Origin of the sequence: Flavobacterium beibuense F44-8, assembly GCF_000769915.1 — a bacterium.
Classification (GTDB): Bacteria; Bacteroidota; Bacteroidia; order Flavobacteriales; family Flavobacteriaceae; genus Flavobacterium; species Flavobacterium beibuense.
Window position 1 is genome coordinate 22,619 of sequence record NZ_JRLV01000016.1, and the last position, 22,427, is coordinate 45,045.

General features: G+C 37.4%; 24 protein-coding genes. 5 read left to right on the forward strand and 19 right to left on the reverse strand.

The features are described 5' to 3' along the window. Positions 1-48: 48 nt before the first annotated feature. Positions 49-810 carry an alpha/beta fold hydrolase gene (locus Q763_RS12840; RefSeq protein ID WP_035134967.1) on the forward strand — a complete coding sequence of 254 codons (762 nt, stop codon included), beginning with the start codon at positions 49-51 and terminating at the stop codon, positions 808-810. Positions 811-929: 119 nt separating this feature from the next. Next, positions 930-1,550 carry a ribosome biogenesis GTP-binding protein YihA/YsxC gene (gene yihA, locus Q763_RS12845; protein WP_035134969.1) on the forward strand — a complete coding sequence of 207 codons (621 nt, stop codon included), beginning with the start codon at positions 930-932 and terminating at the stop codon, positions 1,548-1,550. Here the strand turns inward: yihA and Q763_RS12850 are convergent, their stop codons facing one another. The 3 genes from Q763_RS12850 to gldB are packed head-to-tail and all read right to left on the reverse strand — an operon-like array spanning position 1,551 to position 3,359. Further along, complete coding sequence (locus Q763_RS12850) at positions 1,551-2,015, reverse strand: GNAT family N-acetyltransferase (protein ID WP_035134971.1); 465 nt, start codon at positions 2,013-2,015, stop codon at positions 1,551-1,553. A 34-nt stretch (positions 2,016-2,049) separates the two neighbouring features. Next, positions 2,050-2,397, reverse strand: a complete 348-nt coding sequence (gldC, locus tag Q763_RS12855; protein ID WP_035134973.1) for a gliding motility protein GldC — start codon at positions 2,395-2,397, stop codon at positions 2,050-2,052. After that, positions 2,397-3,359, reverse strand: coding sequence for a gliding motility lipoprotein GldB (gldB, locus tag Q763_RS12860; RefSeq protein ID WP_035135123.1), 963 nt, complete (start codon positions 3,357-3,359; stop codon positions 2,397-2,399). Before gldB ends, gldC begins: the two co-directional genes overlap by 1 nt. A gap of 98 nt (positions 3,360-3,457) precedes the next feature. On the opposite strand from gldB, the gene nadE reads away from it, so the two are divergent. Next, positions 3,458-4,264, forward strand: coding sequence for an NAD(+) synthase (nadE, locus tag Q763_RS12865; RefSeq protein WP_035134975.1), 807 nt, complete (start codon positions 3,458-3,460; stop codon positions 4,262-4,264). Between the two features lie 86 nt (positions 4,265-4,350). After that, positions 4,351-4,980: a response regulator transcription factor gene (locus Q763_RS12870; RefSeq protein WP_035134977.1), complete on the forward strand. Its 630-nt coding sequence runs from the start codon at positions 4,351-4,353 to the stop codon at positions 4,978-4,980. A gap of 111 nt (positions 4,981-5,091) precedes the next feature. Here the strand turns inward: Q763_RS12870 and dnaG are convergent, their stop codons facing one another. The 12 genes from dnaG to Q763_RS12930 all read right to left on the reverse strand — a co-directional run bounded on the left by dnaG (position 5,092) and on the right by Q763_RS12930 (position 17,874). After that, the gene (gene dnaG, locus Q763_RS12875) at positions 5,092-7,068 is read right to left on the reverse strand and encodes a DNA primase (protein ID WP_035134979.1); all 1,977 of its coding nucleotides are present in this window, start codon (positions 7,066-7,068) and stop codon (positions 5,092-5,094) included. A 74-nt stretch (positions 7,069-7,142) separates the two neighbouring features. Continuing rightward, complete coding sequence (locus tag Q763_RS12880; RefSeq protein ID WP_035134981.1) at positions 7,143-8,564, reverse strand: SDR family oxidoreductase; 1,422 nt, start codon at positions 8,562-8,564, stop codon at positions 7,143-7,145. An 80-nt stretch (positions 8,565-8,644) separates the two neighbouring features. Then, positions 8,645-9,307 carry a response regulator gene (locus tag Q763_RS12885; RefSeq protein ID WP_035134983.1) on the reverse strand — a complete coding sequence of 221 codons (663 nt, stop codon included), beginning with the start codon at positions 9,305-9,307 and terminating at the stop codon, positions 8,645-8,647. Then, positions 9,300-10,067, reverse strand: a complete 768-nt coding sequence (locus tag Q763_RS12890) for a sensor histidine kinase (RefSeq protein WP_035134985.1) — start codon at positions 10,065-10,067, stop codon at positions 9,300-9,302. Before Q763_RS12890 ends, Q763_RS12885 begins: the two co-directional genes overlap by 8 nt. Positions 10,068-10,159: 92 nt before the next feature. After that, entirely contained in the window at positions 10,160-10,831 is a 672-nt protein-coding gene (locus Q763_RS12895) for a hypothetical protein (RefSeq protein ID WP_035134987.1), read from the reverse strand. 209 nt (positions 10,832-11,040) lie between these two features. Continuing rightward, the gene (locus tag Q763_RS12900; protein ID WP_035134989.1) at positions 11,041-11,355 is read right to left on the reverse strand and encodes a hypothetical protein; all 315 of its coding nucleotides are present in this window, start codon (positions 11,353-11,355) and stop codon (positions 11,041-11,043) included. A 193-nt stretch (positions 11,356-11,548) separates the two neighbouring features. Further along, on the reverse strand, positions 11,549-12,589 hold the full coding sequence (locus Q763_RS12905) for a hypothetical protein (RefSeq protein WP_035134990.1): 1,041 nt from the start codon (positions 12,587-12,589) through the stop codon (positions 11,549-11,551). 31 nt (positions 12,590-12,620) lie between these two features. Then, complete coding sequence (locus Q763_RS12910; protein WP_035134991.1) at positions 12,621-13,334, reverse strand: hypothetical protein; 714 nt, start codon at positions 13,332-13,334, stop codon at positions 12,621-12,623. Further along, on the reverse strand, positions 13,321-13,881 hold the full coding sequence (locus Q763_RS12915; RefSeq protein WP_035134992.1) for an RNA polymerase sigma factor: 561 nt from the start codon (positions 13,879-13,881) through the stop codon (positions 13,321-13,323). The genes Q763_RS12910 and Q763_RS12915 overlap by 14 nt, the downstream gene beginning before the upstream one ends. 147 nt (positions 13,882-14,028) lie before the next feature. After that, positions 14,029-15,006: a polyprenyl synthetase family protein gene (locus Q763_RS12920; protein ID WP_035134993.1), complete on the reverse strand. Its 978-nt coding sequence runs from the start codon at positions 15,004-15,006 to the stop codon at positions 14,029-14,031. Positions 15,007-15,080: 74 nt separating this feature from the next. After that, positions 15,081-16,136, reverse strand: coding sequence for a 23S rRNA (adenine(2503)-C(2))-methyltransferase RlmN (gene rlmN, locus Q763_RS12925; RefSeq protein WP_035134995.1), 1,056 nt, complete (start codon positions 16,134-16,136; stop codon positions 15,081-15,083). Positions 16,137-16,224: 88 nt separating this feature from the next. Continuing rightward, positions 16,225-17,874 carry a T9SS type A sorting domain-containing protein gene (locus Q763_RS12930; protein WP_035134996.1) on the reverse strand — a complete coding sequence of 550 codons (1,650 nt, stop codon included), beginning with the start codon at positions 17,872-17,874 and terminating at the stop codon, positions 16,225-16,227. 177 nt (positions 17,875-18,051) lie between these two features. Between Q763_RS12930 and Q763_RS12935 the strand changes: the two genes are divergently transcribed. Further along, complete coding sequence (locus Q763_RS12935; RefSeq protein ID WP_035135002.1) at positions 18,052-18,693, forward strand: O-methyltransferase; 642 nt, start codon at positions 18,052-18,054, stop codon at positions 18,691-18,693. On the opposite strand, the gene Q763_RS12940 is transcribed toward Q763_RS12935, so the two are convergent. The 4 genes from Q763_RS12940 to Q763_RS12955 form a co-directional block, all read right to left on the reverse strand. After that, positions 18,670-19,263: a phosphatase PAP2 family protein gene (locus tag Q763_RS12940; protein ID WP_035135003.1), complete on the reverse strand. Its 594-nt coding sequence runs from the start codon at positions 19,261-19,263 to the stop codon at positions 18,670-18,672. The two genes, Q763_RS12935 and Q763_RS12940, sit on opposite strands and share 24 nt — an antisense overlap. Then, complete coding sequence (locus Q763_RS12945) at positions 19,263-19,574, reverse strand: Sec-independent protein translocase subunit TatA/TatB (protein ID WP_035135005.1); 312 nt, start codon at positions 19,572-19,574, stop codon at positions 19,263-19,265. The genes Q763_RS12940 and Q763_RS12945 overlap by 1 nt, the downstream gene beginning before the upstream one ends. Before the next feature lie 92 nt (positions 19,575-19,666). After that, positions 19,667-21,898 carry a M1 family metallopeptidase gene (locus tag Q763_RS12950; protein ID WP_035135007.1) on the reverse strand — a complete coding sequence of 744 codons (2,232 nt, stop codon included), beginning with the start codon at positions 21,896-21,898 and terminating at the stop codon, positions 19,667-19,669. Positions 21,899-21,901: 3 nt separating this feature from the next. Continuing rightward, positions 21,902-22,405: a DUF6702 family protein gene (locus Q763_RS12955; protein ID WP_157499434.1), complete on the reverse strand. Its 504-nt coding sequence runs from the start codon at positions 22,403-22,405 to the stop codon at positions 21,902-21,904. Between the last annotated feature and the right edge of the window lie 22 nt (positions 22,406-22,427).

Sequence of the window (22,427 nt, forward strand, 5' to 3'; positions counted from 1 at the left end):
CTATAATATTATATATTTGTGCATATTTGAAATTGTTACAAATTTAACATGCATACCACCAAGAAAGAAGGTAAATACACTTATTATGAAGCCGGTGAAGGCACTCCGATAATCATACTTCATGGCCTCATGGGAGGACTGAGTAACTTTGACGGTGTTGCAAAATACTTCCCGAAAGAAGGTTATAAGGTGGTTATTCCGGAACTGCCTATATACACACAGAGTATTTTAAAGACTAATGTAAAGGCTTTTGCTAAGTGGGTTAAAGACTTTATTACCCATATGGGATATGACAGGGTTATAATGCTGGGCAACTCCCTTGGAGGTCATATTGCATTATACCATACTAAAATGTATCCTGAAAAAATGCTGGGACTTATCATAACAGGTAGCTCAGGATTATATGAAAGCGCAATGGGCGACAGCTACCCAAGACGCGGCGACTATGAATACATTAAGAGAAAAGCTCAGGATGTATTTTATGACCCGGCGGTAGCTACAAAGGAAATTGTAGACGAGGTTTTTGAAACAGCAAACGACCGACTGAAGCTTATAAAAACCCTAACGATTGCAAAAAGCGCCATACGCCATAACATGGCTAACGACCTACCTAAAATGCATATCCCTACCTGTATAATATGGGGACGAAACGATAAGGTTACTCCTCCTGAAGTTGCAGAAGAGTTCCATAGCCTGCTACCAAACTCAGACCTTTACTGGATTGAACAGTGCGGACATGCAGCCATGATGGAGCATCCGGATGAGTTTAACAGACTAATGCACGAATGGCTTAAAAAGTCAAACATATAAAAACACAGAATCCGGCTCCTGCCGGATTTTTAATATAATCCCGACACATAATCCCGTTTATATATTTATACCTAAATTTGCAGGCATACGGCCTGGCCGGGAAACCAAATTTTTAAAAGATGAAGATAGATACCGCCGAATTTATTATCAGTAACTCTGACGTAAGCAAATGCCCTAAAGAACCACTTCCTGAGTATGCCTTTATAGGACGCTCTAACGTTGGAAAGTCGTCTCTTATAAATATGCTTACCAATAATAAGAATCTGGCTAAAACTTCATCTAAGCCCGGAAAAACACAGCTTATAAACCATTTCAAAATAAACAGCAACTGGTTTCTTGTCGATTTACCCGGGTACGGTTACGCAAAGGTTTCTAAACACACCAAGCAGGTTTTCCAAAAGTTTATTACTGAATATTTTGAGAAACGAGAACAGCTGGTATGCGCTTTTGTTTTAATTGACATTAGGCACGAAGCCCAAAAAATTGACCTTGAGTTTATTAACTACCTTGGTGAAGCAGAAGTACCTTTCTGTATTATTTTTACGAAAGCCGATAAAATAAGTAAAGGAAAAATAGGTCAGCACATTGCAGCTTATAAAAAACAGTTACTGGCGAATAACTGGGAAGAAATGCCTCCGCACTTTGTAACCTCATCACAGGATGGTACAGGTCGCGATACATTATTAGAGTATATAGACGAAGTAAACCAGTCGATATTCAATAATACCGACTTTGTATAATTACAACAGCTTTTCCATAAAATAATTGGTTAGCACCTGTCCGTTTCGCTCCACCTGCTGTTGTTTCAGCACAATATAACCGTGCTTTTCAAAAAAAGGTTTTGCTGTTACCGAAGCCGCCACTGTTATCCTGCTGATACTATTAGCAAGCGCATATTGTTCTATAGTCTCTTTTATTAAAGTAGCTATACCACACCCCTGATGATCTTTATGCACAAACAAATGATCAAAATATCCTGAGGCATCAATATCACCAAAGCCTGCAATAATACCGTTATGCTGCACCACTACTGTATAGTTTTGAGACAGCACCTTAGCCCAGCGCTCATAATCCAGTTCGGCAGGGGCCCAGGCCTCCAATTGTGCATCGGTGTAATCTTTTTTATTTACTGCATGTACAGTTTGATAAAACAGCGTTACCACCTCATTGCAGTCTTCCTCTTTATATTGGCGAATAGTATACATATATAAAAACAAAAAGCGGCCGGAGCCGCTTTAATTAATTATCGTCTTTTTTAAGCTCAAGCTTCTCTGCAAAATAATCACAAAAATCTCTCATGGTCTCAGCCATTTTAGTTTCGGTAGTAGCACGCTCAAAAGTATGTGACATGGAAACCAGCGTTTGGTGGAAAAACACCTTCATTTCATCTACCGGCATATCCTTAGTCCATAAATCAATACGCATGCTTTCCTGGCTTTTAGGATCCCAAACCGAAAGCATCATAGCTTTGGTTTCCTGATTCACCACACCACCATCTCGGGCAGTCCAGCTTAGTTTCTCAGGAACCCTGTTCTCATCAAGCTCAACATTTACTTTTATCTCTGATTTAAGTGTATTCTTAGACATTATTTTTTGGGTTTGTATTTAGAGTTATCAAAAATTGTTTTTGCATCCGTGTTTAAAAGATTCTGCAAAGTTACATCTTTATTGTTTTCCATGTATGCCCTAACAATTTGCCATCCCATCCAAACACCTAACCTGCCCGGAGACTCGTTATCCAGCTCAAGATAAAACTTAGAGAAAGGTGCCGGGTTTACAAAGCGTGATGCCAGTTTAGCATCGGTATCAAATAAAACTTTATTCTCTATAAAATAACGCCAAATTTCAGATTCGTTTTCCTCTGCCCAAAGCTCCTGCTCATCGGTATACCCCATTTTTACAGCATCTGTAGCATTAGGGATAATAACATCTTTCATATACAGCTCTTTACCAAAATACACTATAAGCGCAAGGAACGTTCTGTTTTTAGGGGGAGCAATATAATCTGTCGCAAAAGATGAAACCACATCGGGCACTATCTGGTTTGGCTCAAAAGTCTGCACCTGATAACTTGGCAAACCGTCATATAGTTTATTATCCTTACCTAAGTACAGGTTAATAGGTATAGCCACTACCTCTGGTGAGTATACCGCTCTTTGATTTTCATTGTCAGATATAATAGTAAACACCTCGGGCGTACTGAAATCATTAAAATAATATTTCATGTGTTTGAATGCCGACTCTAAATCTGCCTCAAGGGTATTGAATTTAGCGAACTCCTTATCAGTCTCCTCTTTTAGCTGACGCATAAAAGGATCGTTCATATTATTTACCCAAACCGAGTCGGGGAAGTTTTGAGGAAAAAAGTACGGATAAGCCTCTTTCAGTTTAGGTAAATCTTCGGGCTTGCTGTTGTAAAACACATCGTCAAACCTTACAATTTTCACCTCACCTACCTCTACATTTTCAATTTCTTTTTCAATTTCACTCTTGCCGTTGCACGATATTAATACTAACGGAAAGATTAAAAGCAGAAAATATTTCTTCATAATTTGTGTTATCATTTAAAGTTTTCCTGTTTGGAATTATTTACTTTTATAAAGTATTTTTGTGCAAATATACATTACTAAACCTAATACCAAATATAATGGCTGCATCCCGAAAATTTAAAACCGAAACTGCAAACGAATATATAGTAAACTGGCTGCGTGATTATGCAACTAACGCAAAAGTAAAAGGTTTTGTTGTAGGGATATCGGGCGGAATTGATTCGGCAGTAACATCCAGCCTTTGCGCCCAAACCGGTTTACCTACATTATGTGTAGAAATGCCAATACACCAGGCAGAAAACCAGGTTAGCCGAGGCAGGGAGCATATAAAGCAGCTTATGGGTAGGTTTGATAACGTATCTACAGTAGAAGCTGACCTTACCCCTGTTTTTGAAACTTTCAGAAAACAGGTTCCCGAAACCGAAAACCAATACCTGCAGGACTTAACCCTTGCTAATACAAGAGCCCGACTACGAATGACAACCCTGTACTACTTTGCAGGAATAAACAGTGCTCTTGTAGCAGGAACAGGTAATAAGGTAGAAGATTTTGGGGTTGGTTTCTTTACCAAATATGGTGATGGTGGTGTAGATCTTAGCCCTATTGCCGATTTAATGAAGTCGGAAGTACGGGAGCTTGCCAAATTCCTTAAAGTTCCGGAGAGTATTATTGCCGCAAAACCTACTGACGGATTGTTTGGTGATGACCGTAGTGATGAGGATCAATTAGGAGCAAGTTATGACGAATTGGAATGGGCAATGCTCCAAGCTGAAAAAGGAAAAAAACACGACGACTTTACCGGAAGGCAAAAAGAGGTTTTTAACATTTATTTAAGACTAAACGCTATTAACCAGCACAAAATGAACCCAATACCGGTGTGTGAGATACCATTAAATTTGAAATAAAATTCTTTCATTCACAATACTTTAAGATTTTAATAAGATTTTAATTGCTAACTTTACTGTAAGTTTTAACTCAAAAAATAGCAATTATGATCAAACTATGCTTAGCGGATAATCATCCTGTAGTACACTACGGAATGAAGGCCTATTTTAGCGAAAATCCGGAAATCAGCTTTGCAGGGGTGGTAAACAATCTGGAAGGACTTATGGACGTGCTGAAAAAAAAGACTGTTGACGCCGCCATTATTGACCTGGAGTTAGACGGCTTAACGAGTATAAGCTCTGTTAAATCTCTTGTTAAGGACTATCCCGACACCAAGATTGTGATTTTTACCAATCTTGCCGAACAGATATATGCCCCAAATGCCTTAAAGGCCGGAGTATCGGCCTATGTGCATAAAAACGCAAGAATGGAAGACCTTGAAAATGCCATTAAAAAGGTAATGCAAGGTGAAGTAGTATTTAGCGATCTTGTTAAAAAGAACCTAGCACTGCTTAATAAGGGTAAAAAATCTGAGAGACTGTACAGGAAACTTTCTTCACGAGAAATTGAAGTATTACGCTACTTAAGTGAGGGTAAAAAGAATAAGGAAATTGCAAAACTCCTTGACCTTAACGAGAAAACTATAAGTACCTATAAATTAAGGTTACTTACCAAACTACATGTTACTAACCTAGTAGACTTAGTTAACAAAGCTAAAACGCTGGAAATAGTTTAACCCTAACATTCATTCCGGGAACACAACTCTACCAAACCAATCACCTTTTATATTATCGGATTTTTTTGAGATGCTTTATACCATTATAAACGCATCGTGGAAGTGTATTGCCTATGTGGTACGTATACGCTCTATACGTTTAAGTACGTTTTTATTAAGCTCGGTATAATCCATAATATCCTGCATGGTATCCCTGTTATCACCATCTGGGGTAATTTGCGCTATAAGCTCGTGTATAAGTTTTGTAATAAGGCGTGACCTCAAATCAAAAATGATTTGGGTTACGTGTTCCTCCACAGTCATATGCTTAAGCTTTACCGGAATTTGCTGCTTGTCTTCCCACTCACTAAGCAAATACCTGTCGTCATCCATATAAATATCAGACACCACATTTTGCAATTCAGACGGAAGATGGTTAACAAAGTTTTCCTGCTTGATTTCCTTATTAAGATAAATATCTATAAGCTCTTTATAAAGGGAACTAAATGTAGGATGAGTAAATTCTACCTCATCCTCCTGCAAGTTAAGATAAACCCACTCATACACTTTACAGGCCTGGGTTTCGGTAAAGTTTACCTCATCCCCAAATTCGTTATACTTGGTAAATACGTTTTTAAACTCACAATCTTTGTCTCCATATAACTGTAACGCCTTTACAATTTCATATTCAATCCCGCTTAAGTCATCCGGCTTAATTTTCTGCTCCGTTGACATCTCTTCCACCACAGGCTGTAAGGCTTTAGCCTTTTGCTCCTCCTTCATTTTCTTACCGGCATCCGCTATATCCTTTTGTACCAGCTGGGCCAGTGTACTGATAAGCACCTGCTCAGATATATCCATGATACGGGCACACTCCTGTATGTATACCTCCTGCTGAATTCTATCGGGGATTTTAGAAATACTGTTTACAATATCCCTTATAAGTCCGGCTTTTTTTACAGGATCGTTTTTAGCCTCATCCATAAGCAGGGAAGCCTTGAACTGTATAAAATCCTTCGCATTATTCTGCAAATAAGCAATAAGCTCATCATACGATGATTTTTTAGCAAAACTATCAGGATCTTCCCCGTCAGGGAATGTACAAACCTTTACGTTCATACCTTCCTCCAGGATAAGATCAATACCCCTAAGCGATGCACGAAGACCTGCCGCATCTCCATCAAAAAGTACCGTAATGTTTTTGGTAAGCCTGTTTACCAAACGAATCTGATCGGGCGTTAAAGCCGTACCGGAAGACGCCACAACGTTCTCCACTCCTGCCTGATGCAACTGTATCACATCGGTATATCCTTCAACAAGGAAACAGTTATCCAGTTTGGCTATAGCCTGCTTTGCATGATAAATACCATACAATACTTTACTTTTATGGTAAATATCACTCTCGGGAGAGTTAAGGTATTTAGCTACCTTTTTATCATTACCCAAAATACGTCCGCCGAATCCTAAAACACGACCCGACATACTTTGTATAGGGAACATAACGCGTCCGCGGAACCTATCGGCATTCCTGCCATCCTCGCGCACTATGGTTAACCCTGTTTTTTCAAGAAATTCAAGATTATACCCTTTACCCAGTGCCTCTTTGCTAAAAGCATCCCACTCTTCAGGCGAATACCCCAAACCAAACTTCTTGATGGTTTCTCCGCTAAATCCTCTTTCCTTGAAATAGGAATATCCAATAGCCTGACCTTCGTCGGTATTTAAAAGTGTACTGTGAAAATATTTTTGTGCAAATTCGGAAACCAGATACATGCTCTCCCTTTCATTGGCTACTGCCTTCTGCTCATCAGTCTGTTCTGTTTCCTCAATTTCAATATTGTATCTTTTTGCTAAGTAGCGAATAGCCTCAGGATACGAGAAATGTTCGTGCTCCATAAGGAAAGCAACAACATTACCACCTTTACCCGAACTGAAATCTTTCCATATTTGTTTTACGGGAGACACCATAAACGAAGGCGACTTCTCATTACTAAACGGACTAAGCCCTTTAAAGTTGCTACCTGCGCGCTTAAGGTTTATAAAATCGCCTATTACCTCCTCAACACGGGCAGTCTCAAAAACAGTATCTATGGTACTTTGTGAAATCAAGGCTTAGTCAAATATTAAAAAGGGGTGTAAAGTTACAAAGAAATACAGTGATTTAAAGATAGTAATTACCGAGATTACTCTTTGCCTGCCAAACTATCTATCATACCGTTAAAAATAAAGTAATGAAACGGCAGCACAGAATACCAGTACAACCTGCCCCATAAGCCTTTAGGCCTAAAAACGGCTCTTTGCCACAACTTGCCCTTCTCTATCCTGAATTCAAGCCAAGCCTCCCCCGGCAGTTTCATTTCGGCATAAAGCAACAGCCGTTTCTCTTCTTTATCAGCAAAAAGCACACGCCAAAAATCGAGGGCATCACCCGGTTGTAGTTTAGAAATATGGGTGCGACCTCTTCGTAGTCCTATACCGCCAAACATCTTATCCATAAAACCCCTTGCTTTCCATAAAAAATCGCCATAGTACCAACCTGTTTGTCCTCCAAGAGCCCATATACGGTTAAGTACTTCTTCCTCATTGGTCACTTTCCTGAATTTTATATCCTTAAAACAGCCGTATTTTGGAATGGTAATATATTTGGATATCTTTTCACTAAAACGCCCGCTAATTATAGAGTCTTTCCAACTGGAGAGTATGGCATCTTCCTCTATTTTCTGGAAAGCCTTTTCAACCGCTTCCCTGTAAGTTATAGGGTGTACATCGAGTATTTCACTAAGGTTATTGGGACGTCCTACAATGGTGATTTTCATACTATCCACCAGTGATGCTGCTAGCTTAAACGTGGTAGAGGTCACAAAATACAACCAGTAAGATGATAGTTTAGGCGTCATTACCGGCAGCGTAAGTATATAGCGTTTAAGACCCCTTACTTCGGCAAAAATGAGCAGCATTTTTTTATAGGTAAGCACTTCGGGGCCATATATATCGTAGTTGTTATTGTAGAGTTGTTTATTTCCTGCTGCTTTAGAGAGGTAACTGAGTACATCCCTTATGGCAATAGGCTGTGTTTTTGTATTAAGCCACTTCGGGGTAACCATAACCGGAAGCTTCTCCACCAGGTCTCTTATAATCTCGAAGGATGCACTACCACTCCCTACTATTATGCCTGCCCTGAAAGCGGTAAGGGCATAATTACCTTTGCCAAGTACCTGCTCTACCTGTTTCCTGGAACGTAAATGTTTAGAAAGTACATCTTCATTCACTATACCGCTTAGGTAGATAACCTGTTGTAGCGATGTGTTTTTTACATAATCGATAAAATTATAGGCGCATGCCAGTTCCTGTTTTTCAAAATCGGCGGAAGCCGACATGGAGTGCATTAAATAATAGGCAACATCTATATCTTTAGGTATCTGTACAGCCGAAGAATACATTAGGAAATCAACCTCTATAAAGGTTAGGGATTCCTGATCTTTGAACTCCTCAGGTATCCTGTTTAAATCTCTCACACAGCATACCAGTTCATGTCCTGCTTCCAGCAGAAACGGAATTAGTCTTTTACCGATATAACCTGTAGTACCTGTAACAAGAATTTTCATGATGTAAGAATAATTCTTATAAAGTTAGTCAGAACTTTATAAAAACACACCATAAACAATTGTTATTTAATTACTAAAGACTAGCTTAAATCTTCCACATCAAGCAGGTTGTGCTTAAGGGCAAATACAATAACACCAATAAAGTTTTTGGCTCCTACCTTTGTTATCATACGTTGCCTGTGGGTTTCAACAGTACGCTGGTGAATAAAAAGCTCTTCGGCTATTTCGGCAGAGCTTTTCCCTTTACAGATAAGCTGAATAACCTCTTTCTCACGGTCACTTAAAAAATCTTTATCGGGCTGGAATTCGTTACCTCCCTGCTGGTACAGCATAAGGTCTTTTAATACCGAACCCAGCTCAGGTCCCAAATAAAAACCACTGGTATCGAGATTACGAATAGCCAGTTCCAACTGTTCGGGTTCAGAGTTTTTAGTTACAAAGCCATGAGCACCGCTTTGCATTACATGTCTTATGGTTTCTTTACTGGAAAGCTGAGAAATCATAAGTACTTTTATACTGTCATGTACCTTTAGTACTTTACCGCAAAGTGTATAGCCATCCATTTCGGGCATCTGGATATCCAAGAGGGCTATATCTACATTTTTATTCTCTTTAAGGTGTGATAAGAAGTCCTTACCGCTGTCGCTTTCATAAACTACCTCAACACCTTCAAAAGTACCTATAAGGGCAGCGAGGCTTTTCCTGAAAAGCTTATGATCGTCTACCAGGGCTACTTTAAGCATGGTTTATGTTTTTTATGGTTATGGTAAATTGGTTTCCTTTTGGTTTTTCTTCATTTTGAACTATAGTACCACCTATAGCGTGTAGCCTTGAGGTAATATTTTTAAGTCCGCTTGCATTTGGTTTAGCTAAATTCTCTTTAAAGTTAAACGGAACACCGTTATCGCTTATTTCGATTTTAAGGCTATCTTTTTCCAATAACAAATTTATCTCACTCTTACTAACATTACCATACTTAATCATGTTAGTAGTAAGTTCCTGCAGTACCCTAAAAAGCTGGTATGCTACAAGAGGCGGAAGCTGATCAACTCCGTTTGTGATAACCTCAAACTCTATTTGAGCTTTAGGTCCTACATTGTTCAAATGATTTTTAAGTGCCGGCACCAAGCCTTCAGTTTCCAATAAAGGCGGCATAAGATTATGTGATACGGCACGTGTATTTTGCAGGGCAGCATCTACCCCTTCTTTAATCTCATCAAAAATGGTTTGATTAACAGATTCTTTTTTAGCTAAAACACTAAGGTAATTCTTAATAGCACTTAAGTCCCCCGAAACTCCGTCATGTAAATCAGCTGCAATACGGGCGCGTTCGTTTTTTTCGCTCTCCAGGCTAACCCTGAGCATATTTTCGGCCTCCTTACGTTTCATCCTGAAAAAATGTCTTTGGTAAGTAACTACTATAAACATTAATCCAAAAGCCAGGAACAGCATTATTGCTGTACCTATATAAAATAATGATACTACTTCTTCCCCCTGTCCCATCGTGTTGTGTATTCTAAAAAATCAGCAAAATGGCGGATTTTGCCTCATACATCAAAAATACAATAAATATCGGGGTTTTAACACAATTTTAATTACGGCTTTTTCACAGTTGCTTTTAGTAGTCCTATTATCATCATGATTCTCATAAAAGTTCCCAGAATAAGGAACACCAACCAATATTTTGTCCATAATCCTGTAGCTTTAAAAAGATGCCCTGTAAATAATACCGGAATAACTCCTCCACATAAATAAATCACAGTACCCAAAACATAATAAAATGCCGGCATTCGCCATAATGAAACAACTTCGTCTTTTTTAAATAAATCTTTAAACCATAAAATAGCCCATATAATAATAAAAACTGTTTCAATTGCACCATAATACCCCTCGACTATATTATGATTGTCAATATTCCAAAAGAAAAGAGAGGTTATGTAAAAAGTAAGAAAGACTATATTAAATGTATTGTAAAGAGTTTTGTGTTTTTTTAAGAGTTTATAAAACATATAATTAAATGCTAAAAACTCTAACAAACTATATAATGTAGTCCAATAGGCTGTTTTAACAAAAAGGATGACAGAAAATATAACTTCATATAACTCTCCAATAAACATAAGCCATACAAAAGGTTTTATTACCTTAAATTCATTGTAAAGTTCTTTTCTTGGAGATCTAGTATAATAAAAATATATAAGTAGTATTCCACATAATAAATACTGAAAAACAAAAGATACCGATATGTAATACCAAATATTATTTCTCATTCCTTATCACTTTCATCCGTAAACCCTAAAAAACCCCTAAACAATATTTATAAGACTACTTATAGTTCCAAGACTTAACACTTAGATTTATTCAACATAAATAACAGTAGCTCATTTTTGAAACACTAAAATAACCATTGGTAATACAGGTTAATAGTGGATCTAAAAAACACAACACTGTATTACCAATAATTAATTAATTTGATTTACTAACTTGATAACGGACTGTTCACATCACAATTTTGAGGACACATAACCCCTTTATCCAATAAAAGTCCGCTTGTCATATCATTCCCGTTAGCATCTACCCCAACTATTACGACATTTTGTTCATTTCTCACTACATCAAAAGCTCTGTACATACGAAGGCCTATGCAGCCGTCCTGATCTATTACTGATTGTAATTTTTCACTTCCTAAAAAGAAGCATTTAGGCTCATTAGGGAATGCGGCCTGATAAGAATTAGTCATTTCTTTTGCCTCTGTAAGGTCGATAAATTCTCCGGTGTGTTTGTCAATTGGCATATTATTCAATTTTTAAATTTGTTATGCAAAGCTACTAATTATGGTTTTCACTACATCATCTGCAGGAAAATACAATTTACATTTGCGGAAAATACGTAATTTATTTTTGTTAACAAAGTGTTAAAAATAAAAAAAGCGCTTCCCGAATTACAAGGAAACGCCTTTTTGAAGTACAAAACTAACCCTAATTTGTTTAATTTAAATCAAATCTTATGCCAAGAGATACATTATTTTGATCTATTTCATTATTTTCGAAAACCGGCTGTAAATCATATTTAAGATAAAGACTAACCGACTCATAACCAACATATGCGCTAAGCCCGTAAACAAAATCATTTATATTATAATTACCTCTTCGTCTTTCTTTTACATCATTACCATCTGCATTCTCATATTTTAAAATTTGTTTTTCCTTCACATTTATACCGGCATACCCACCTAAACCAACTCTAAAACTGTTGTAAGTAGGGTAATAAGTTTTATCTTCGTTTACCTGTTTTTTAGTAAAATCAAACTCTAAATGAACCGGAACCACCAAGTTAACATACCTTAACCTAGCTAAATCGATATCAGTACCGCTATCAGCAAGAATAGTTTTACCCTCATCTGTTACAAAAACCTTATCGTCCTCCGGCCTTAGGTTATTGTACTGTAAAGATAGTCCGTACTTGGCATGCAGGAGATTATTATTTCTTAATATTCGGGTATTAAAAGTTAATCCCCATTCATAAAAATCAGATCTTAATTTATAATTATCATTGTCCACTTTACCATCTGTCATCAATCGGTTAAAGCCCAAAGCAAATACAAACTGAGAGGTTGTTCTTTTGAACTCGTAATACGTTTTAACCTTAGTAGTATCCTTAAACTTAGATGTGCCCGGATCATAAGTGATTGAAAAAGAGCGAAAACTTTCTTCAATATTACCATCTATCCTGTCCTGTACCAGTTTATCCAGTTTTTCACGTTCTACAGCAACACGTTGCTCAATATTAGCAGCCCTTTTTTCGGCAAAAGCCAGTTTTCTCTTATCTGCCTCCTCTTTAGTTATATCATCTGTTTCAAGTAGTTTATTAACTTCTTCTACCTCAATTTTAAGAGAATCTTTTTCCTCTTTGGAAATCTGGGCAATGTTATAGGAAATATCCCTAGCCCTCCTTTCAAAAGTCTGGGCTCCCATTTTACTGGCAGCAAGGCATAGTAAAGCCGTCAGATAAAAAATTATTGTTTTCATATCCTGTTTTTGTTTTGGTATTGTTTCAAGATTATTCGATGTTTCTGTTCACTACAGAAGTTTTAACCGCATTGTATTTCTCGGTTATAGTTTGCCAAGTTTTACTCCTGTAATTATTATCCAACTGATCTTCAACTTCATTTAGCAGTGAGTTGGCATTTACCTTTACAGTTGGTTTTTCTTTAGGAAGTTTTACGCTTAGCAGTGTTTCCTCTAAAAGCTTTTCGGCTTCCATATCAGGCGTTAGAGGTACAGATAAAGTAGTACCCGACACTGCTAAATCGGAAGTATTATTAACCATTACTCCCGGCTGTGTTTTTATATGTTTTGTTTTCACCCTGCTTTCCGTTTTTTCTTTCACGGGATTTTGAGTATTTGCCACAGGCTGCTGAGCTACCATTACAGCTGGCTTAACCGCTGAAGCTTTATTATTATCCAGAATATTACCTATAGTGATACTATCTGCCCCAAGGGTCGTACTAGGCGTGATAACAATACCATCTACGTTATCGTTAACTACCGGAACCGTTTCAGGATTTTGAGCTACTTTAAAAAATAAACTGGCTGTAAGCAATATGCCTACAAACCCAGCCGCAGCATACATCCATATACGGACCGGTTTAACCTTTTTCTTTTCGGTAACCGAAAGCATTGCATCCAGCCTGTCCCAAGCTGCATCAGTAGGCTGTATAGTCCTATTGTTTAGCTTCTTCTTAATTTCTTTCTCCCAATTATTCGGTTCCATTAGAGTAACTCTTTAATTTATTAATTTGTTCCTGCAGCATTTTTCTGGCATGAGAAAGCTGCGATTTTGAAGTACCTTCGTTAATCCCTAACATTTGGGCAATTTCATGATGCTTATAACCTTCAATGATGTAGAGGTTAAATACCATTTTGTAACCTTCGGGTAAGTTGTCTATTAAACACTGTATCTCCTCTACCGAAAGTTGCCACTCCACATCATTGAACGTTCCTTCGGTATAGTATTCGTCTTCAAGAAAATTCATCTTTTTATTTACCCTTAAATACGATATACATTCGTTAACCATAACCCTTCTTATCCAGCCTTCAAAACTACCTTTATACTCAAAGTCCTTTAGCTTTGTAAAGACCTTCATAAATGCAGTAATCATAATATCCTCTGCCTGTTGAAGGTCTTTAATATACTGCCTGCACACGCTCAACATTTTTGGGGAATAGGTAGTATATATCCTGTGCTGGGCGTGACGATTATTATCGACAGCCAGGCGGATTATATCCTTCTCTTCCTGATGTAAGGCAATTACTTTCAAAGCGTTGGTTATTGGTTGTTTGTTTGATGTGGTTACAATTTAACCGACTTCTATATACATAGACGAGTACTTATCTAAAATAGTTGCATGAAAGGTAAAAAAAATTAAAATTAAAAATTAAAGCCGCTGAAATTCAGCGGCTTTAAACTATATTTTTCTATCTATAACGTAGTTTACCATGAGAGTAAGTGCATCTTTATAAGGAGAAGAAGGATAATCAGAAAGTAACATTAAGGCTTCCTGCTGGAACTCTACCATTTTCTTCTCGGCATAATCAAGTCCCTTATGCTCTTTTACAAAAGCAATAACCTGCTTAACACGTTTTTTATCTTTATTGTGATTTTTAATCGAATTGATTAACCACTTCTTCTCGTCTTTAGTACAAGTATTAAGTACATGTATAAGCGGAAGTGTCATTTTTTGTTCCTTGATATCAATACCGGTAGGTTTACCTATAGCATCATCAGTATAATCAAAAAGGTCGTCCTTAATTTGGAAAGCCATACCTATAAGTTCTCCAAACTTCCTCATTTTCTCCACATGCTCACTATCGGGATCTACAGAACAGGCTCCAAGCGAACAACAGGCAGCTATAAGTGTAGCAGTTTTTTGACGGATAATTTCATAATACACCTCTTCGGTAATATCAAGTCTTCGGGCTTTTTCAATTTGAAGAAGTTCTCCCTCACTCATTTCCCTAACAGCTACCGATATTATCTTTAACAAATCAAAATCACCATTATCTATAGATAGTAACAGTCCTTTTGATAAAAGATAATCTCCCACCAAAACGGCAATTTTGTTTTTCCATAATGCATTAATGGAGAAAAAACCACGACGTTTATTACTATCATCCACTACATCGTCATGAACCAGGGTTGCTGTATGTATAAGCTCTATAACCGAAGCCCCTCTATAAGTACGCTCATTAACCGTACCTTCACTAATCATCTTAGCAGTAAGAAAAACAAACATAGGTCGCATTTGTTTCCCTTTACGGTTTACAATGTAGTAAGTAATTCTGTTAAGCAGTGCAACCTTAGATGACATGGATTCATGAAACTTCTTTTCAAAAAGTTCCATCTCCTGTAGTATAGGCTGCTTTATTTGCTCTGTGATTTTCATTGAGGTTTCAAAGATAGAAAATTGTTTGCTGTGATTACAACAAGAAACCGTAGTAAAACAAGGTTAATGCAAAATTAATTTATTGCTGCTTCATTTTTATTAGCAAGCTGACCGCACGCTGCATCAATATCCTTACCTCGACTTCGCCTAACTTTTGCCACTATACCGTTATTTTCAAGAGCCGTAATATAATCTTCTATTGCCTGGGGTGATGCCTGTTGAAACTCACCATCATCTATAGGATTATACTCAATAAGGTTAACCTTACACGGCACATACTTACAAAACTTAACCAATGCATCTATATCACGCTTGGAATCGTTTATACCTTTCCAAACCACATACTCATAGGTAACACGGCTTTTGGTTTTACTGTACCAGTATTCCAGCGACTCCCTTAAATCCTTTAACGGAAAACTTTTACTAAACGGCATTATTTGAGATCTAACCTCGTCTACCGCCGAATGCAGTGATACTGCCAGTTTAAACCTAACCTCGTCATCTGCAAGTTTTTTAATCATTTTAGGCACCCCCGATGTAGAAACAGTAATACGCTTAGGCGACATTCCCAACCCTTCGGGTGATGTAATCATGTCTATAGCAGCAATTACATTATTGTAATTCATTAAAGGCTCACCCATTCCCATAAAAACAATATTAGAAAGAGGCCTGTCATGATATAGTCGGCTTTCGTTATCTATCGCCGCTACCTGATCATAAATTTCATCAGGATTAAGATTACGCATGCGTTTAAGCCTTGCAGTTGCACAAAAGTTACAGTCAAGGCTGCATCCTACCTGGCTGGACACACAGGCTGTAGTACGGGTCTCGGTAGGTATCAGTACCGATTCTACCACCAGTCCGTCATGTAAACGAACGGCATTTTTTACAGTACCGTCGCTACTCTTTTGCATTTGGTCTACCCTTATATGATTGATCACAAAGTTGTCTTCCAGCATTTGCCTGGTTGTTTTAGACACATTGGTCATATCATCAAAACTGTGTACACGCTTGCTCCACAGCCACTCATATACCTGATTGCCGCGAAATGCTTTGTCTCCATTTGCTACAAAAAAATCACGAATCTGTTCTTTTGTTAGCGCCCTTATATCTTTCTTTTGCGTTTGCATGGCGCAAAGTTAGCAAGTATTAATTAAAAAAATTAGCCCTTAATGAATTAAGGGCTAAAAACTTATTTTTAAAAGGATATATTACTCCTTATCTTTTTACTATTTTTTGAGAGTAAGCACTATTAGTATCAGTATTTATCATTCTTAATATATAAATACCGTTACTATTATTAGTAAGATCTATACTGTTGTTAGACTCGGTAACTTTACCGGCTTTCACTACCTGACCTAACACATTATATACTTCATACTGTAATGAAGAAACAGTATCGGTAAACTGAACAGAGAATACTCCGTTTGACGGGTTAGGATATACTTTTATCTCTTTTACAGGAGTAATTACATCTTCAAGACCAAGCGTACCGTCATAATAATCAAGAGTCATTGCATTTGTACCTGCCGGGTCTAACCAGTTTCTAAGTCGGGTAGAATTTGTACCTCCACCATTCCAAGAAGAATTTAATCTTCCGTACACATCATACTGTCCGTTTCCATTAGTACCGTTACAGGCAGATTCTCCACCATAAAGCTGACCTCTTATTCTACCATTATTATCAAATAACGGAGAACCTGATGAACCACCTTCGGTTACACCTTTTTCCCAATTATTAATAAGCCATACATCAGCTCCTCCAGTTGAAGTAGAAGAAGGAGAGTCTTCATCCACCGAAACCTTCATTATATCTCCGTCAGGATGATGAATACTATAAGTATTTGACGGTGTTGTGGTGCTTCTGTCCCATCCGGCATAAACCAAATCCCATTCATCATCTATAGGGCCCGTAATTTGAAGTAAACAAAAATCACTTTCAGCTCTATGTGCTTTTAACTGAGCGCCACTCACGGTATGATAAGTTGTATTTGTAGCACTGTTTGAAGTACTTGCACAAGACGGGGTTGTACTTATCCAGTTAAAACGAAAAGACCACTGAGAAGGGTTTGATGTGCTTCCTGTTATAGGGTTTTCATAGCAGTGATTAGCTGTAAGAAAATAAGGAGTACCGTTATTATTTGTATTATTGATAAGAGCACCTGTACATAAACCTCCTCCTGCAACAATCATAGCTACAGATTTTTTATTGATATCTTTTGTAGCATCTATAGCTCCTACTGAACAGTTAACATCATAATGACAATCACCAGATGAGTTTAAAGCATTTGTATCCTGAGTACTCTTTAAAATATCTGAAGTACTTCTGTAACCGTGAACCAGTTTAAACAGTTCCAGCCTACCCTCACCTTCTTGTGCTTTAGGCTCGTAGTATTCTAACCATATATCTTCTCCTGTTACCAGCCACGTTCCTAAAACCCTTTCAGGGTTGTTTTGTTTTTCATCATAAGCCCCAAGAACATCTTTCCTGTCGTTACTGTAAAGGCACAGGCTTGCTCCTTTTGGCATGTAGAAATCACTAAAAAGGAAATTCATTGTTTTAGCTCCTTCAGAGTAAAAACGTATTCTCCAAATACGGTCGCCGTTATCAAGCGTTTGCCAGCTTCCGCTATTGTCGAGATTATAATCTACTAAAAACTCATAACCAAACCTGTACGGAATATCTTTTCTCTTATCGTTAACCTCATCTTCCTTTTGTAAAGTTTTAAGATCAAAAGGAGGCATAACAACGGGAGCAACACCGTCCATATTTTGTATTTCCCAGCTTACGGGAGTAAAATCATTAGATATTTGCGCTTCACATAAAGCAAATACACTAATAAAAAGCAAAGTAAGTATTCTTCTCATTTCTAATTTATGGTTTTATAGAACGGCTAAAATAAGGTTTATATGTTTGTTTTTTAACAGTTACATATCATTTTAACATGTTAAAAGCACATATTAACCGCTAACAGCACTATATACTTTAAAACAGGAACTTGTATTTTTTATCTATTTTTGCTTTATTCTAAAAAAAAATAACTTATGCATTTTATTTCTGAAGAACTGGAAAATTACGCTGCTCAACATAGTGAAAACGAACCTGATTTACTACAAAAACTAAACAGGGAAACGCATCAAAAAATACTCCAGCCTAGAATGCTTAGCGGGCATTTTCAGGGAAGGGTACTTAGTATGATTGCTAAGCTTGTTAACCCAAAAAACATACTGGAAATAGGCACCTATACCGGATATGCAGCTTTATGCCTTGCCGAAGGACTGGCTACGGATGGTGAACTGGACACTATAGATGTAAACGAGGAGCTGATTGATTTTCAAAGAAAATACTTTGACCTTAGCGATTATAAAAATCAGATACATCAGCATTTGGGAAATGCCCTTGATATTATACCGACACTGAACAAGAAATTTGATCTTGTATTTATAGATGCCGATAAGGAAAATTACATTCACTACTTCAATATGATAGTTCCCCTTATGAACAAAGGCGGAATTATACTCTCTGACAATGTGCTTTGGAGCGGTAAAGTACTTGAAGAGTTAAAACCAAATGACATTAGCACTAAAGTATTACTGGAGTACAACAAATTACTTAAAGACGACCCTAGGGTAGAAACTGTGCTTTTACCTATAAGAGACGGATTAACTGTTAGCAGGGTTATTTAATCCCTGCTTGTTTTCCGGTAGTAATTTTCGTAAAAAACGGTAAAGAATCAGTAATAGTGAAGAGGTAAATATACCCCAAACAAAACCAGAAAGTATATCTCCCGGATAATGTAGTGCCAAATATATCCTGCTGTAAGCAAATATTAAAGGCCACAGGAAAATAATCCACATGTGCTTAACATGAGGCTTTAAAACATGATATAAAAAGAAAGCACAAGCCATAGAGTTAGAAGCATGACCGGAGAAAAAACTATAGGACGAGCTGTACTTAAAGCCTCTTACAAATCCTGCTATATCAGGGTTATTAAGAGGCCTTAATCGTTGTACTGTATTTTTAAATAAATTGGTAGTCTGGTCTGTAAGGGTTATTAATAACGATAGCATTATTATTACCAAAACAGTATTTCTCCAGCCTAGGTTTTTAAACGCAAGATATAAAAGGAAAATAAAAACCGGAATCCAGTTTAACTGCTTTGTAATAAAAAGCCAAAAACTATCAAAAGCCGGTGTTCCAAGTGAATTTAGGTAAATTAATAGATTTTTGTCTAATTCAATAAGAGAATCAAGCATTATCTCATTCGTTTTATAGGTCCTGAAGCATCTTCAATATTCTCCTTAACCTGATTTATTTCTTCAGTAATATTATTCCCTAAATTCTTTGTATGCGAGGTAACATCAGAACGAACATCGTTAAATGTATTCTTGATATCATTTAAATCGGAATTTTTATTAATCTCCGACTTAATTTCGTTAGTTGCGTTCTTTAGCTGCTTCATCCCCTTACCTAATGAACGGGCAATTTCAGGAATCTTATCAGACCCAAAAAGCATGAGTACCACAAGTATAACGAAGAAAAGTTCTCCTCCTCCTATTCCAAACATAATATGAGATTTTATACTACAAATGTAATTATAAATACGTAGCCAAAGCTTCCCCAGATGTTTAAATCTGGGTTTTTACCGTATTTTAACTATTACTTCCCTTCAAACTGGTCAAACTTAGACTGCACCTCTTCCTTAGGCCAGCTGTTATTAGTAACATCAATATCAGCAGTTAAAAGCTCTGGGTCAACTTCAATTTTCTTAACCTGCTTTTCTGTTGCAAATACACGGGCAGCCGTTTGATTGTTTTTACGCCAAATTTGTACAGGGAATTTATAATCTTCGGTAGTACCATCTTCAAAAGTAAGCCTTACCAATATAGGCATCAGCATATCGCCCGGCTTATTGAAAGTCACTTCGTAGAAATAGCTTGGCTTTTTAAGCTGAGCTTTCTCGGCAGCCGTAAAGTTGTCATCAATATAGTTTTTAAGCAACTTAATATCTTCAGCCTTTTTTGTTTTTTTAGACTTCTCGTCAACCATGTAAACAAACGGACCGTTATCTCTGCCAAATCTTCCTTTTCTGACAGAATAATCTTCCATTCCCTCAGGTCTGTCATCGGTTACATAAAACTCTTTTACATCTTCAATACCTATATCCACATAATCGGTAGAATAGAACCATCCTCTCCAAAACCAATCAAGATCTACAGCCGATGCATCTTCCATTGTTCTGAAGAAATCTTCAGGAGTAGGATGCTTAAACTTCCAGCGGTTGGCATAGGTTTTAAATGCATAATCAAACAGTTCATGCCCCATAACCACTTCCCTTAATATATTAAGTCCGGTTGCAGGCTTAGCATAAGCATTAGAGCCAAACTGATAAATAAGCTCTGAATTGGTCATAACAGGTGCTAAAAAGTTTTGATCACCACTCATGTAAGGAACAATTTTAGCCGCAGGCCCTCTATGTGAAGGATAATCTTTTTCAAACTCCTGCTCTGTTAAGTACTCCAGGAACGTATTAAGTCCTTCGTCCATCCATGTCCACTGTCTTTCATCAGAGTTCACTATCATAGGAAAAAAGTTGTGCCCTACCTCGTGTATAATAACACTGGTCATACCGTATTTTATTCTTTCACTAACAAAACCGTTAGCATCAGGGCGGCCGTAATTCCAGCAAATCATTGGGTATTCCATTCCCTGATCTTCTGCCGAAACCGAAACCGCTTTAGGGTAAGGATAATCAAATGTATATTTTGAATAGGTTTTGATAGTGTGCGCCACAACCCTTGTAGACCTGTCGCCCCATAAAGGGTTACTTTCCTTAGGATAAACAGATACCGCCATTGCCGTTTTTCCCGACAACTGCACTGCCATAGCATCATAAATAAACTTTCTTGAAGTAGAGAAGGCAAAATCTCTTACGTTAACTGCCTTAAACTTCCATGTTTTCTTTTTGTCACTAAAACTTTTTTCTGCTGCTTCGGCTTCCTCCTGTGTTACAATTACCACAGGATTATCAAAGCTTTTTGTAGCCTGCTCATATCGTTTTACCTGCTCACGGGTAAAAACATCTTCCCTGTTACTAAGCTCCCCTGTAGCTTCCATAACGTGATCTGCAGGCACTGTAATGTTTACTTCAAAATTTCCAAACGGCAGTGCAAACTCTCCTGCACCCCAAAACTGCATGTTTTGCCATCCTTCCACATCGTTATAAACCGCCATTCTTGGATAAAACTGCGCTATTACATAAAGGTTGTTACCGTCTTTATCAAAATGTTCGTAACCTGATCGTCCGCCTATTTTTCTGTAATTATTAATATTATACCACCACTTTATAGAAAAAGACACTGTCTCTCCCGATTTTAACGGCTGAGGCAAATCTATCCTCATCATGGTTTCGTTTACCACATAGTTTAATGGTTTGCCCGAAGCATCTTTTACATACTCTATTTTAAAGCCTCCGTCAAAACCTTCCTCCATAAAACTACGGGAAAAGTTATCAGCTTTATAAGCTTTCCCTATATGCTGATTTTCTGCAAGAGGCGATTGCGATGTTCTTGATCTTCTGTTTTGATCTAACTGTACCCATAAATATTCTAAATCCTCAGGTGCGTTGTTATGATACGTTATGGTTTCAGTACCATAAAGCTTAGTGTTTTTATCATCAAGCTCAATATCCATTTTATAATCGGCCTGCTGCTGATAGTAATCAGGTCCCGGCGCACCCGATGCGGTACGGTAACCGTTTGGGGTAGCCATTAAGTCATACATTTGGCTAAACCTGTTAGTATCATAATGCCCTTTTTCTTTTTTAGGTGCATCTTGTGCAGATAGCTGTGCCGTAGCCAATATGGCCAACAGATATAGTGTTTTTTTCATAATCTAAAATTGTAAATTCCCCACAGGATTATCATTAGTAAGCAAAAGACTCTTTTTGTTACTGTTAATATTAGTATTTATGATATTTTGCTGATCAGGGAATGATTCAAACAAGAGTGTATTTTTTATTTCAAGGTCTTTTAATTTACCTTTTGCCTCTACGGTAAAATAACCTATAAGCACATCGTCCTCTATTTCGTGTCCTAAAAAATTAATGGCTTTTTCACGACCGTTTATCTTAATTTTTATTTTTTGAGAAAAATAAGATGCAAGATAGTCATCAATACCTGAAACTTCTTTTTTAGTTGCCAGATAGAGTTCTTTACCATTTGTTTTTGAAAGGGCAGCATCAAGGTCGTCTACAAAAACACGGGCTGTAATTTGAAGTTGTTTTTTAGCAGGCACATGCTCTACCAAAAAAACAGCCACATAGTATTTATGTGCCGCAGCAGCAGTAAGCAGCCCGGCAAGCATAAACAGGAACATATATCGGGTTATAACCTTCACGTTCCAAATGTAATAAAACTTA